We start from the raw sequence: 12765 nt of genomic DNA, 5'->3' as shown, positions 1-12765 counted from the left end.
ACCGTTGCGATATCGTGCAACTCCCCGCCTACCGTTGGCTCGGTAGGACCTCAGGACGTGATACCGGTGGGATACGTCACTCCCGGTCTCACACCATTACACCGGGTCGCTGTTGCGCGTCATCCCATCGACGCGTGTCCGTCAATGGTTAAATTACTTAATTGGTTCGTCAGGAAAGACAATCTCAGTGACGCCATTGTCCGACCCGTTCGACGACGATTCTACCGGAGCTGGACCCTCGTTGTCAAGTTTATTTTCAGCACTAGCTGGTACCGGCTGGTCAATGGGTGCACCCACCGTTTGGTTCCACTCCGCGCCACCAATAGCTTCCAATTCGGCTTCCAAGAGCATCTTCATGTGCTGCCGGAACTCCTGCACGTTGCGCTTGGCATCGTCAGCCTCAATCTTGTAACGCCGGGCATCATCAGCTGCGCGACCCACCACTTGGTCATGGTGCGCCTTCGCATCGTTAGCCAGCTGGTCAGCGTGCTTCTGTGCGCGAGCAATGATGGCATCCGCATCGGACTGAGCGTTTTGCTTAACGTTATCCGCAGCGTCCTGGGCAAGAATCAGCGACTTATTCAGGGCTTCCTTCATTCCCTGAAATTCGTCCACCTGGGCCTGGGCGGCCTTCAAGTCTGCACTCAACGACTCGTTCCGCTTAATCAGGTCACTAAAATCCTGGATGATCTGGTCGAGAAAATCGTTCACCTCGTCCTGATCGTACCCCCGCATTTTAACGTTAAACTGCTTGTCATGAATATCAATTGGGCTCAACATGCTCATTCCTCCTAATAGTCACCGGCGCCACCGGTCAATCAGTGGTCCCGACGCTTACGAATCACGCGCGTCTCCACGCGTAACTTCCCCTTAGCTGTTTGGCCGGTAACGGCGTCGACAGCAATCCGCCCAAAGCCGCGGACGGACACCATGTCGTTCGGTGCCACCTCCGCGTCTGGACGTAACGTAGCCTGCCAGTTCAAGGTCACGTCGCCGTGTTCCACCAGCTCCTTAGCCCGCTGCCGTGATACGTGATAGACGTGACTGACCAATGCGTCCACGCGCAGACCAGGCAGCAAAGCGACTTCGTCCTCCCAGTCACTGAGTCCGTGCACCCGCTCATCACGCGTTAGGGGCACGAGCCGCACCGCTACTTTGCCGATATGATCCACGTTGTCCACGAAGAAGTCCGTCATACTAGCATCCACGGCCACCTGCACCGCGTACCATCGGTCTCAATATCGCCAAAGACCTCACGCTCGATGCCCTGGTGGACCAGGGTGCCCAAAATCGTGCTGTGATGCAGCTCAGCAAACTTGGTGGGGTACTTAATCCCCATCAGTTGCACCTGATAATCAGCCGGCTCCGGCGTAAAATAATCCGGTGCGAACACGACGCGCTGCCATTCAGCGTCGTCGAAGCCCCCGTCAGTCCACATCCCAATACTGTCGTCATCACCCAGTAAGATACGGGCAATGGCACGAGTACGCGGATTGGCAAAGGGGGTAACTACGGGCCGGTATTCCACTTGCGCCGTGGCGATGTAATCGCGGAGCTGGTCAACTAGGATACGCTCTTCCGGACGAAAATGTTGATAAATACCAGTCGTCATCAGTGTTCACCTATGTTTACTCAAGGTCCAAATCGTCGTGGATCTTCTCGGCCAGGCTACCACTAACTTCAAAATTAGCCGGGGTCACTAGAAAAATCATGTTGCCCACCCGCTTAATTTCGCCGTTAATAGCGAATACTAACCCAGTCAGGAAGTCAACGATACGCTTGGCGTCACCGGGCTCCATGCGCGAAAAGTTAACCAGGACGGCCGTATCCGCTAACAGGTTACGACCCACTTCCTTGGCGTCGGAGTACACGCGCGGCTCGTACAATTCAATCTTTGAATTGCCCTTCTGCGCCCCACTAATCGGCAAAACATTGCTAGTCCGGGTCGTGTTGGGCCTGTTCTGTGGCTGCGCCTGCTTTTGTGGTCGTACTGAATCTGCAGTCGTGCTCGCCCCCACGGCACTCTGCATCATTTCGTCATCGGCGTAATCTTGCTCTTCAGCATCGTCGTCCATTTCGAAAAATTTCCCAAACATACTCCCAAGTTTGTCCATTGCCATAATTGTCAACTCCTCACTTGCTTGGCGTACTAGTTATCCATCCGCCGCCGCTTAAAGAACGGCGGTTGGTCATCACTATCATCGTTATCCTTGACGTTCGGCTGGGATTCGAACACGTCGAACTCGGTCTTCTGCACGTTGTCAAAGCTGGCGTGCTGGTCGTCAGCGGCCGCACTTTGAGGCTCGCGCCGTAAGTCCCAGTCGCCGAACGGATCGTCCTGCTTGGCCTGCTGATTGTCAGCTGGCTGGTCGTTCTTCTCCGCCTGGTTGATACTCTGACGAACAGAACCACGACGCGGTGTAGGCGCGTTGTCCAAGTCGTCCAACCCGGTCGCAATCACCGTCACTAGTACTTCGTCGCCCAAGTCCTCGTTGATCGAAGTACCAAAGATGATGTTGACGTCGCTGGTAGCGGCATCCGTCACAATCTGGGAAGCAGCCTGTGCCTCGAACAGGGACAGATCCGGACCACCGGTAATGTTCAATAGTACCTGCTTGGCACCATCGATACCGACTTCGAGTAGTGGCGAGGAAATGGCCTTCTTGGTGGCTTCCTCAGTCCGGTTTTCGCCGGTTGCGGAACCAACACCCATCAGGGCACTACCCTGCTTGGCCATGACCGTCTTCACGTCGGCAAAGTCCAGGTTGACGTAACCAGGGCTCGTAATCAAGTCGGAAATACCCTGCACACCCTGACGCAGAACGTTGTCGGCAGTCTGGAAGGCCTCCAACATTGGTGTCTTCTTGTCCACAATCTCTAGCAGGCGGTCATTAGCAATAATCACCAAGGTGTCAACGTGCTGCTTCAACTCCTTGATGCCGTCAGTCGCGTTGTTCGCACGCTTCGGGCCCTCAAAGGTAAACGGCTTTGTCACAACACCAACAGTCAATGCGCCTTGTTCCTGCGCAATCTTGGCGACTACCGGTGCGGCACCAGTACCAGAGCCACCACCCATACCACAGGTGATAAAAATCATGTCGGCCCCTTGCAGTGCTTCAGCAATGGCTTCTTCACTCTCTTCAGCGGCCTTCTGACCAATTTCGGGAGCCGCCCCGGCACCTAACCCACGCGTCAACTTGGGTCCTAATTGGATCTTCGTTTCAGCGTCGGACGCGCCTAGTGCCTGCAAATCCGTGTTGGCGGCGATAAACTGCACACCCTTCACGTCTTCCTTAATCATACGGTTAACGGCATTACCGCCGGCCCCACCGACACCAATGACTTTGATCACGGCGCCGTTCGCACTCATTTGTTCATCTGCTGCGAATTCCATCTTCGTTCCTCCTACTAGGGGTTTAATTTGTCTGTTTATTCAAAGAATGAGCTGAAGAAATGACGAATCTTCTTGCCCGTTTCCTTGGGTTCCGGCTCGTCCTGCTGCTCAGACGCGGTGTCGGCCTTAGCTTTACGCGCCGGACGCTGCTGGTCCGCAGACGGTTGCCGCGCCAAACGCGGCTGCTCCGTACTCTGGGTGCTCCGACCACCAGTGGCCGTGATTTCTTCTTGAGTCACGGCGCTGTTGGCCAACTTGTCAATATCCGTCATGGCGGCCGCCGACTTAATCAAAGCCAACGCCTGACTGAATGACGGGTGGCGTAATCCCACTTCGGACGGCATGTACAACTTAACCTCGCGTTGGAAAATCTCCTTTGCCAGGCTAGTAATTCCCGGCATCGCCGCCGTGCCCCCAGTAATCACAATGCCACCGGGCAAGTCCAATGCGTGCGCGTCACTTAACGCTTCGTTGAGCCGCGTGAGGATCTGGGTCACACGTGCTTCGATGATTTCCGAGAGGTACTTTTCTGAAATCATTGCCGGGTTGGGTTTCCCCACACCGTTACGGGGAAGGTTTCATCCTCGCTGGCGGCGAATGAATCGGCATTACCAAAGTCGCGCTTGAGTTTCTCCGCGGATGTGTAGTCGGTATTGAGCACGATGGAAATATCCTTCGTGATGTTCTCGCCACCCTCACGGTCAGCTACGTGAACTTCAACTTATGGTCGTGAATGACCGCCGCCGTCGACTGGCCGCCACCAAGATCAATGACCACCGTTCCGAAGTCCTGTTCCCCATCGGAAAGTATGTACTCACCCAATGCCAACGGATTGACTACCATCTGCTCAATAGCAAGGCCGGCTTTGTTAACCGCCCGCTTGATGTTGTGCACCACGGTCTTCGGTACCGTAAGCAGGAGGCCGCGCATTTCAACCCGAACACCAATCATCCCACGTGGATCCTGAATACCATCAAAGCCGTCAACCGTGAACTGACTCGGAATCACCGCGATAACTTCCCGTTCGGGTGGCAAGTTCCTCATCATGGCCGTTGCGGCCACGTTACGGACATCGGCGTCCGTGATTTCCTTGCTCGTTTCACCCACGGCAATCATACCGGTCACGCGTTCAATTTGTAGCAGACTGGCCGGCACACCCACAACCACCTGGTTAATGGTGATGCTGGCCTTATCTGCGGCCTGCTGTACGGCAGTCTGAATGGCAGCCGCAGCCTGGTCAATATCCACAATCACCCCACGGGACAAGCCGCTTGAGTGCTGGTTACCCATGCCAATCACACTCATTTGTCCAGAATTAACTTCAGCAGCAATGACCTTAATTGAGGTGGTCCCGATATCCAGGCCGACATAAATGTCTTGATTAGCCATTAATCTGGACCCTCCTTTATTTTTTTCGTTATTCGTAATCGTCAATTTAATAGTTTTTATTACTTCTTTGAGTGTACCACACTGTTTCCCAAATGCGCACCACGTAAAGGCCAGATTAACGTAATTAACGGCTATTTAGTACTCTTGGGAGTGAAGAAGGCCCCCACCTCTAAATCAACGGTTCCTGTTTTATTAACCTGTTTAATAATTGTAGGGTAATACTTAATTTTTTTTGCCAACGGTGCGACTATCGGCCACGATGGTATTTCCATCACTCATGGTGATAGTAATCTGGTAGGGATTGCCCCCACCACGAGCGGATTGCACCTCGGAAATATCGTGGCGAATACTAGTCGGAAACTTAGCCACCACCCGCACTACCCGTTGCAGGCCATTGCCAAAACCCTTAAAGATGAGGTCCCCCGACTTGGGGGCGGACGTACCAGTGCGAATGATGGTGCCATCGTCGAGTAGCGCGTGGTAACTGTCGCCGCGTTGGACATAGCCCACCGTTTCGTGTTCAGTGACGGTAATCGTGACGTCACGAGCACCAGTCACCTGCGCCTTGGCGGACGCCACGCGCGCGACGTGTTTAACCACCCTTTGCCCGACATGCTGGCCGTTAAGCCAGACAGTGGGGATCAGGCTACTATTGGTCAAGCCACTCGCCCGCTGCACCGTACTGGCGCTAACGTTCGTGTTGCCACGAACACGCACCGTGCTAACCTTGGATACTGGTAACGCCAGGTACCCCGTAACGATGGTCAACAATACCAACGGTGGCACGATGATTGCGAGGTTCCGGCGGAGACGGTGTTGCCGGACCCCCTCGAGGTGGGGCAAAGGCGCGGCAACACCCCGCCGACCCTTCTGTGGGTGCGGCGTCGGATTTTTAAAATTACCCTCCCGGGTGTTGCGGGTTCGTCTTTGCGTCCCATGCGGTTCTACCCCCTCATGACATCCTGCATCGTCTTAATTAAGCGGTCCGTGGCGTCAGGTACACCCTGACCCTTTGCTGCCTGCGCCATTGCCTGCAGCCGGTTGCCATCCCCCATCAGGGTATCGATGGATTGAGTGAATGTGCTGTCCAGCTCTGGTTCGGTAACCACGACCGCCGCACCAGCGTCTGCTAATGCCTGGGCATTGTGAAACTGGTGGTTGTGCGTCACGTTCGGGCTAGGAATCAGGATTGACGGCAAGCCGAGCGCCGTAATTTCCGCCAAAGTAGTGGCCCCACTGCGACTCACTAGCAACTGCACGTCTGGTAACACCCGCTCCATGCGGTCGATGTAGGGCACAATACTGATATTACCGGTAGTGTCACCCGCGTCTTCACGCACCCGCTTGTAGTGCGTCCGACCCGTGGCAAAGAGGACTTGGTAGTCACTCCGTGCAAAGGTCGGTAAGGCCGCCAACACGGCTTTGTTGAGCATGGGTGCACCACGCGAACCCCCAAAAATCAGCACGGTGCGTTTTTTTTGGATCCAGTCCAAAGTCGGCCAGCCGGTCGTTTGGCGCCAGTCCGGCCACCTGTTGGGCACGGGGGTTACCCGTAATCACCACCTTTGCGCGTGGAAAATCACGCGCAACCTCCGGAAAGCTAATTGCCACCTTATCCACGAAGTGCCCCAAGAACTTGTTCGTTACCCCGGCCACTGAGTTGGATTCGTGGATGACCGTCGGAATGTGCAAACGGGCCGCGGCGTACAGGGTGGCCGCCGATACGTAGCCACCGGTACCCACAACCACGTCCGGCCGAAACTTGCGTAGAATTTGCTTGGCAGCACCCACACTCTTCAGGAACAGCTGCACCGTGTGCGCGTTATACTTCAGGCCCGCCCAGTTCAGCTTGCGGCGGAAGCCCTCGATTTCGATGGTATCGAAGGCGATGCCATGGTCTGGCACAATGCGACTTTCCAGTCCTCGCTGTGTTCCCACGTAAAGGACGTCATCCAGCAAATCGCGTTCCTTCAAACGGTCAATTAGGGCTAGCGCCGGGTAAATATGTCCACCGGTGCCCCCACCCGAAACAATGATACGCATAAGTCCGTCTCCTTAATTAGCTAACCAATCGTCCTATTGCAATTTATCAACATCGGCAATGAACCGATCACCACGTTCTTCAAAGGTATGGAATTGATCCCAACTGGCCGCAGCGGGAGACAATAATAATACGTCCCCGGGGTTGCTCAGCGCATAAGCCGCCGGTACCGCCTGGTCGAGGTTATCAACACGTTTGATATCTGCAATCCCGGCTTTTTGGGCCACTTCCACCATTTGTGCGGCCGTTTCACCATAGGTCACCAGTGCGTGAACGTGTTCCTTCAGTAAGGGAATCAGCGCGTCCATCGATAGGTGACGATCAAGCCCGCCGGCAATCAAGACTTCGGGTGCCTTAAATGCTTCAATCGCCACACTGGCAGCCTCAACGTTGGTGGCTTTGCTGTCATTATAGATCCGCCGACCGTTCAGCTCCTTGAGGAACTGAATGCGGTGCTTCACCCCACCAAAGGTTGCCAGTACGTGCGCAATCGCCGCGTTGCCCACACCGTACAATTTAGCGACGGTCATCGCCGCGAGGGCATTCTCCACGTTGTGTGCGCCAGGAATTTTAATCGTATCCGCCTCAACAACACGTTCACCGTCAAAGCACAGCCAACCGTCCGCGTCCACCAACGCCCGGGCACCAGCAACACCGGTGCGCGAGAACGGTACCACTTGGGCCTTCACGTTCTGCGCGAGGTCCCGCCACTCCTCTTTGTCCCAATTAATGACAAAGTAGTCATTAGCCGTTTGGTTCATCGTAATCCGCATCTTAGCAGCGATGTAGTTAGCCCGCGAGCCGTGGTAATCGAGGTGTGCCTCGTAAATATTGTTCAGTACCGCCACGTGTGGCCGGAGTGTATCAATTCCCAGTAATTGGAAGCTGGAAAGCTCCGCCACAATTTTGCTACCCGGGCCGGCCTCTTGTGCCACCTGGGACAATGGAATGCCGATGTTCCCACCGACGTGTGCCTCAACACCACCCTCATTGAGCATCAGCCCAATCAAAGTGGTGGTGGTAGTCTTCCCGTTCGTCCCAGTAATGCCAACCCACTCTGCCTCGGATACCTGGAAGGCCAATTCTGGTTCGGTGATAATCGGTAATCCCAGTTCCTGTGCCCGTTGAACCATCACGTTGCTGTACGGGATCCCAGGATTCTTGACCATCAAACTAAAGTCTTCGTCGAGCAACGACACGGGGTGACCACCGGTAATGACCCGGACCCCCTCGGACAATAACTCCTGTGCATCCGGGTTGTTATCAAAGTCCTGTGCGTCGTTGACCGTCACTAACGCGCCCAGCTTGTTCAGTAACCGTGCTGCGTTCACCCCACTTTTGCCCAAACCAAGAACAATCACCTTTTTATTCTGATAGTCAGTAATTTGCTTCATAGTGCCCTAAACTTCTTTCTATTATGTATGCTCCGCCACAGCGACGGAGCGTGTATTTAACTGCTTAAACCAATCTTATAGTGCGAACGCCAAGTATAGGCCACTCGCAACTGCGCCCACGATCCAGAAGGTAATATCGATGCGCCACTCGCTCCACCCGCTCATCTCAAAGTGGTGGTGGATTGGGGACATTTTGAAAATTCGCTTACCCGTCAACTTGAACGATAGAACCTGGAGAATCACGCTGGCGGTTTCGCAGACAAAGATAATCCCAATGAGTAATAGCGACCACTCACGGTGCAGCATCAGCGCCACCACGGCCAGCATCCCCCCGAGCGCGAGACTACCCACATCACCCATAAAAAATTTTGGCTGGTTTGTGGTTGTAGAGCAAGAACCCTAGGAGCGCCCCCACCGTCACTAAGCAGATAATCAGGACATCGGTACGGTGATCGTGAGCGGCAATGAATGCGTAAGTACCAAAGGCAACGGTCCCTTGACCCGCAACCAGGCCGTCCAAACCGTCAGTCAAGTTAACCGCGTTACTGAAGCCCACCATCCAGAATGCCGCGAACAAAGTGTAGAGTAAAACACTGTTAACGGGGCCAATGAACGGCACGGTGATTACCGGCGCGAAGCTTCGTGGAGAAATACCACCAAGAACACGGCGCCCCCACTAACTGTCCGAGCAACTTTTGCCAGGCACGAAGACCAAGGTTACGGTGATTAACCACCTTCACAAAGTCGTCCACAAATCCCAGAACGCCGTACAATACTAGGATAAACAGGGCCACCCACACCGTCATGGTTAGTTGGTGCGTCCAGGCTGCCACCCAGATTGCCGACACGACAATCGCCAGAATGAAGACGACGCCCCCCATTGTGGGGGTACCGTTCTTTTTGGCGTGCCATTTAGGGCCCTCGTCGCGAATCGTCTGCCCCTCATGATTCATCCGCATAAACAATGAACAGGGGGAGCAGGATCACGGTGATGGCAAATGCCGACACCGCAGGAATTAACATCTGTGCAAGTTGCATGGTAAACCTCGTTTTCTATTGTGCGGTAAACGTAATGGTACCGCCTGTATCAGGGATTAACGCACCTGCCTTGATGCTCTGTGCACTTGCGTAACCGGAACCCTTCAACTTAAATTTCTTTCCGGTAATCTGGGCCAATTTTAACACATCCGATTTAGACCAACCACTGACATCTGGCATGGTCATTGCACCGTTGGTGAGTAAAAGCACCCGGCTGCCGTTCAGCGCGGTCTGTCCCGCCACCGGCAATTGCTGCACAACTTTGCTCCCAGTACCCACCGTGGCAACGTTATAGCCAGCGTTGGTGAGCTCCGATTGGGCGGCAGAAGTTGACTTATTCGTTACTGCCACCATCTTAGCGCTGGTCGTGTCCTCAGTGGTGGTCGTATTCGCCGCATCATGCTGGCCGCGTCCAAAGCCAGGGCGCGTGTAATCAGCGGTTTGAAAATTTCGGCCATCATTTCTTCGGCCGACTTCGTGTAGTTTTGCGGCTGCTTCATGGTGATGTACAACAGGTACTTTGGATTCTTCGACGGCACCATACCGGCAACACTGAAGATATAGTTCGAAGCACCAGTCAGGTAACCATTGTTCCCGGCGATTTGAGCGGTACCGGTTTTAACGCCGACGTCGACGCCATCCATCTTATAAGCACCACCGGTACCAATATCGGACTGCACAACTTGCACCATGGCCTTACGAACGTCTTTAGCGGTGCTGGACTTAATAATCCGGCCCTCGGTCTGCTTGCCGTACTTTGTCACCGTACCGTTAGCGGCCACGGTTTTACTGATAATCCGTGGTTTCAGCATGACCCCGTTATTGGACACAGCCGACATCGCCTGTAACATTTGCATCACGGTAACGTTCACCCCTTGACCATACGCAGTAGTGGCTTGGGTGGTAGAGTTGCTAAACGACAGCGTACCCGGATTTTCACTCGGTAGCGTCACGCCCGTCTTCTTACCAAAACCAAACTTCTTCAGGTAGTGATGCCACGTTGAGCTACCCATGTCCTCTTCCAGTTTAACCATCCCCACGTTACTGCTACGGGTGAAGGCCTCTGACAAAGGAATGGTGCCCCAACACTGCGGTTCCAGTCGTACAAAGTCGTGTCGCCCACCTGAATGCTACCGGATTGATAGTATTCGTTCGGGTTGTAGTGACCGGAGTTAATTGCCGCGGACAGGGTCATGATTTTCATCACGGACCCCGGTTCGTACGCGTCTTGTACTAGCGCATCACGCCACATGTCACTAATTCCGTCCCCGGTTTGTAGTGAGAACGTCGGCCGCTGACTCGCAGCGATGATCGCCCCCGTTTTGGCATTCATGAGCACGGCCGTCATTTCTTTAGGGTCGTACTCGGTCTGTACATTGCTCATCAATGATTCCAAGTAGTTTTGTAGGTTGCTATTAATGGTTGTGTACACGGTACCGCCGTTTTTGGCCGCGACGGTTTGCGCCTTGCTGGTACTTAACTGGTAGCCGTAGTTATCCACCTGGCTGGACGTGTGCCCATTTTTACCCGACAGCAGGCTGTTGAAATACTTTTCCAGTCCCATCGTGCCCACAATCGTCGCGTCATCGCCAGTCCCCTTAACCGTAGTCTGACCGATAACGTGTGAGGCAAAGATATCATCTTCATACAGGCGTGAGGACTCGCTGGTGAAGTGAATACCTGGCAGCTTCAACTTGCTGATCTGCTGTTTGATTGCCAGCGACAACCCACTACCAGCAGAACCGAATTCCACCTGCTTGGTCTTCTTGCTGGTTGGATTCAGGTAGACCAAAATCTTGTCTTTCGCCAACGGCAGGTACTTGGCCAATTCCGTCGCTGTGCGTTCCTTATCGGTCACCAGTTTTTCTTTGTCACCCGAGTATAGCGGCCGAATAACAGCATAAATCGAGTAGGTTTTGCTGGCTGTCGCAATCGTGTTACCATTCGCGTCAACAATGCTTCCCCGCTGGGCCTGCAGCACCGAGGTCCGTGTTTCTTGGGTTAGCCGGCTCTTCTTGAGGTTATGTGCGTCAACATACCCCCCGGAAATAACACAAAAACGATAAACAAAAACGCAGAAGACGACCAGTGTAATCACCAATATCAAGACACCAAAGACTTGGCGGTTCATCCGGAGGCGCGATTTTGAAAACCGTTGTTTTGATTGCTTATTCATTTGGTAACCTGCTTGATATTACCGTCGTTAACCGTCAGCCCGTGCTGCTGGGCAAAGGCGGCTAGCCGGCTCGAAGCGGTCAGTTCCCCAACCGACTGTTGGTAATTGGTCACGCGGTCGGAAGCGCTGGTAATCTTCGTTTGAAGGTTTTGATATGTACGCGTGGTGGACGCTAACCCAAACTGAGTGCTAAGTATTAATAATGCGATGCCCACGGTCGCCAGCCCAATGCAAGCGGTGAGCACGCGTTCCACCATGCTGAACGGCACCCGCTGGGGTTGTGCAACCGTCTTCGGTCGCGCCGATGGTACGGCCGGGTTTGTGGTTGTGGCGTCGGCCGTAGCTGTGGTGCGGCCGCATCAAATTTTCTTGCTGTATTGTCCATAATGATACCCCCTACATTAACCGTTCCAGCACCCGGAGCTTGGCGCTGTGTGCGCGGTGGTTGTGTGTGATTTCTTCATTACTAGGTAAAATCGGTTTGCGTGATACTAGCTTAAAGTCTGGCTGGGCGCTATCCGGAATGACCGGTAACCCACGGGGCACATCCGCCACCTGAGTTTGTTCCTTAAACATCGTCTTGACCAACCGGTCCTCTAAGGATTGGAAGGTAATGACGGCAATGCGTCCACCAGGATTGACGGTGGCAATCGCCTGCGTCAGCGATTCCTCAAGGGCACCGAGTTCATCGTTAACGGCGATCCGAACGGCCTGGAAGACTTTTTTCGCCGGATGACCACCAGTCCGTCGAGCAGCGGCAGGTATACCGGCCTTAATCAGATCGACCAACTCAAACGTGGTTTCAACTGGGTGCTGTGCCCGAGCCTGCTCAATCTGCCGGGCAATCTGCTTGGCGAATTTTTCTTCCCCATAACGGCTGAAGATGCGAACCAACTCACCAAATGGCCACTCATTAATGATGGTGCGGGCAGTCAACGTTTGACTCTGATCCATCCGCATATCCAAGGGTGCATCAAACCGGTACGAAAACCCGCGCGTAGATTCATCAAATTGTGGACTGGAAACGCCGAGGTCGTAGATAATGCCGTCGAATCCACGTACGTCTTCCGCCGCCAGTGCCGATTGTAAGTTACGAAAGTTCGTATGTAGCAGGTGTAGGTTGGCTGGAAATGGCTGTAATTGGTGTTCAACCGCGGCAATGGCTTCGGCATCCTGATCAAAGGAGTAGAGCTGGCCGTCTTGCAGGTGACTCAGAATCAACTGCGTATGCCCGGCACGTCCCAAGGTAGCGTCAACGTATATTCCGTCTGGCTTGATGGCAAGAGCTTCAACCCCTGCATGTAGTAATACTGTCTCGTGTGTATACGTCATA

General features: G+C 54.0%; 9 protein-coding genes and 6 pseudogenes. All 15 read right to left on the bottom strand.

All coding sequences use genetic code 11. The features are described from left to right. Positions 1–153: 153 nt before the first annotated feature. Positions 154–780, bottom strand: a complete 627-nt coding sequence (locus JCM12539_RS02045) for a DivIVA domain-containing protein (RefSeq protein ID WP_054648869.1) — start codon at positions 778–780, stop codon at positions 154–156. A gap of 38 nt (positions 781–818) precedes the next feature. Then, a complete protein-coding gene (locus tag JCM12539_RS02040) occupies positions 819–1196 on the bottom strand; it encodes a S4 domain-containing protein (protein ID WP_054648867.1) in 378 nt (125 codons plus the stop codon). Beyond that, the gene (locus tag JCM12539_RS02035) at positions 1193–1612 is read right to left on the bottom strand and encodes a YlmH/Sll1252 family protein (protein WP_054648865.1); all 420 of its coding nucleotides are present in this window, start codon (positions 1610–1612) and stop codon (positions 1193–1195) included. The genes JCM12539_RS02040 and JCM12539_RS02035 overlap by 4 nt, the downstream gene beginning before the upstream one ends. A gap of 16 nt (positions 1613–1628) precedes the next feature. Beyond that, positions 1629–2120 (bottom strand): cell division protein SepF, encoded by a 492-nt coding sequence (locus JCM12539_RS02030; RefSeq protein ID WP_054648863.1) that lies wholly within the window; start codon positions 2118–2120, stop codon positions 1629–1631. A 29-nt stretch (positions 2121–2149) separates the two neighbouring features. Then, positions 2150–2356: pseudogene (locus JCM12539_RS15455) on the bottom strand (cell division protein FtsZ); the annotation flags it as partial. A 77-nt stretch (positions 2357–2433) separates the two neighbouring features. Then, positions 2434–3394, bottom strand: a pseudogene (gene ftsZ / locus JCM12539_RS02025) (cell division protein FtsZ); the annotation flags it as partial. Positions 3395–3429: 35 nt separating this feature from the next. Further along, positions 3430–4783, bottom strand: a pseudogene (ftsA, locus tag JCM12539_RS02020) (cell division protein FtsA). 222 nt (positions 4784–5005) lie between these two features. Continuing rightward, positions 5006–5626 (bottom strand): cell division protein FtsQ/DivIB, encoded by a 621-nt coding sequence (locus tag JCM12539_RS02015; RefSeq protein WP_054648856.1) that lies wholly within the window; start codon positions 5624–5626, stop codon positions 5006–5008. A 101-nt stretch (positions 5627–5727) separates the two neighbouring features. Next, positions 5728–6826 (bottom strand): annotated as a pseudogene (gene murG, locus JCM12539_RS02010) (undecaprenyldiphospho-muramoylpentapeptide beta-N-acetylglucosaminyltransferase). 33 nt (positions 6827–6859) lie between these two features. Further along, a complete protein-coding gene (gene murD / locus JCM12539_RS02005; RefSeq protein WP_054648854.1) occupies positions 6860–8218 on the bottom strand; it encodes a UDP-N-acetylmuramoyl-L-alanine--D-glutamate ligase in 1359 nt (452 codons plus the stop codon). Positions 8219–8293: 75 nt separating this feature from the next. Then, positions 8294–9256: pseudogene (mraY, locus tag JCM12539_RS02000) on the bottom strand (phospho-N-acetylmuramoyl-pentapeptide-transferase). A 15-nt stretch (positions 9257–9271) separates the two neighbouring features. Next, a complete protein-coding gene (locus JCM12539_RS13750) occupies positions 9272–9610 on the bottom strand; it encodes a PASTA domain-containing protein (RefSeq protein ID WP_225350183.1) in 339 nt (112 codons plus the stop codon). Beyond that, a pseudogene (locus tag JCM12539_RS01995) lies at positions 9598–11387 on the bottom strand (peptidoglycan D,D-transpeptidase FtsI family protein). Before JCM12539_RS01995 ends, JCM12539_RS13750 begins: the two are co-directional and overlap by 13 nt. A 41-nt stretch (positions 11388–11428) precedes the next feature. Next, positions 11429–11689: a hypothetical protein gene (locus JCM12539_RS01990; protein ID WP_054648852.1), complete on the bottom strand. Its 261-nt coding sequence runs from the start codon at positions 11687–11689 to the stop codon at positions 11429–11431. 139 nt (positions 11690–11828) lie between these two features. Further along, a complete protein-coding gene (gene rsmH / locus JCM12539_RS01985; protein WP_054648850.1) occupies positions 11829–12764 on the bottom strand; it encodes a 16S rRNA (cytosine(1402)-N(4))-methyltransferase RsmH in 936 nt (311 codons plus the stop codon). Position 12765: the final 1 nt, after the last annotated feature.

The organism is Lacticaseibacillus pantheris DSM 15945 = JCM 12539 = NBRC 106106, assembly GCF_001311175.1.
GTDB classification, from domain to species: domain Bacteria; phylum Bacillota; class Bacilli; order Lactobacillales; family Lactobacillaceae; genus Lacticaseibacillus; species Lacticaseibacillus pantheris.
Note: the sequence above shows the minus strand (reverse complement) of the source record. Positions and strands in the feature narration are given on the sequence as shown.

Excerpts from the sequence above, each read along its gene's own strand:
- JCM12539_RS02045 (WP_054648869.1), bottom strand. The coding sequence starts at position 780 with ATGTTGAGCCCAATTGATATTCATGACAAGCAGTTTAACGTTAAAATG.
- JCM12539_RS02040 (WP_054648867.1), bottom strand. The coding sequence starts at position 1,196 with ATGACGGACTTCTTCGTGGACAACGTGGATCATATCGGCAAAGTAGCG.
- JCM12539_RS02035 (WP_054648865.1), bottom strand. The coding sequence starts at position 1,612 with ATGACGACTGGTATTTATCAACATTTTCGTCCGGAAGAGCGTATCCTA.
- JCM12539_RS02030 (WP_054648863.1), bottom strand. The coding sequence starts at position 2,120 with ATGGCAATGGACAAACTTGGGAGTATGTTTGGGAAATTTTTCGAAATG.
- murD (WP_054648854.1), bottom strand. The coding sequence starts at position 8,218 with ATGAAGCAAATTACTGACTATCAGAATAAAAAGGTGATTGTTCTTGGT.
- JCM12539_RS13750 (WP_225350183.1), bottom strand. The coding sequence starts at position 9,610 with ATGGTGGCAGTAACGAATAAGTCAACTTCTGCCGCCCAATCGGAGCTC.
- JCM12539_RS01990 (WP_054648852.1), bottom strand. The coding sequence starts at position 11,689 with ATGGTGGAACGCGTGCTCACCGCTTGCATTGGGCTGGCGACCGTGGGC.
- rsmH (WP_054648850.1), bottom strand. The coding sequence starts at position 12,764 with ATGACGTATACACACGAGACAGTATTACTACATGCAGGGGTTGAAGCT.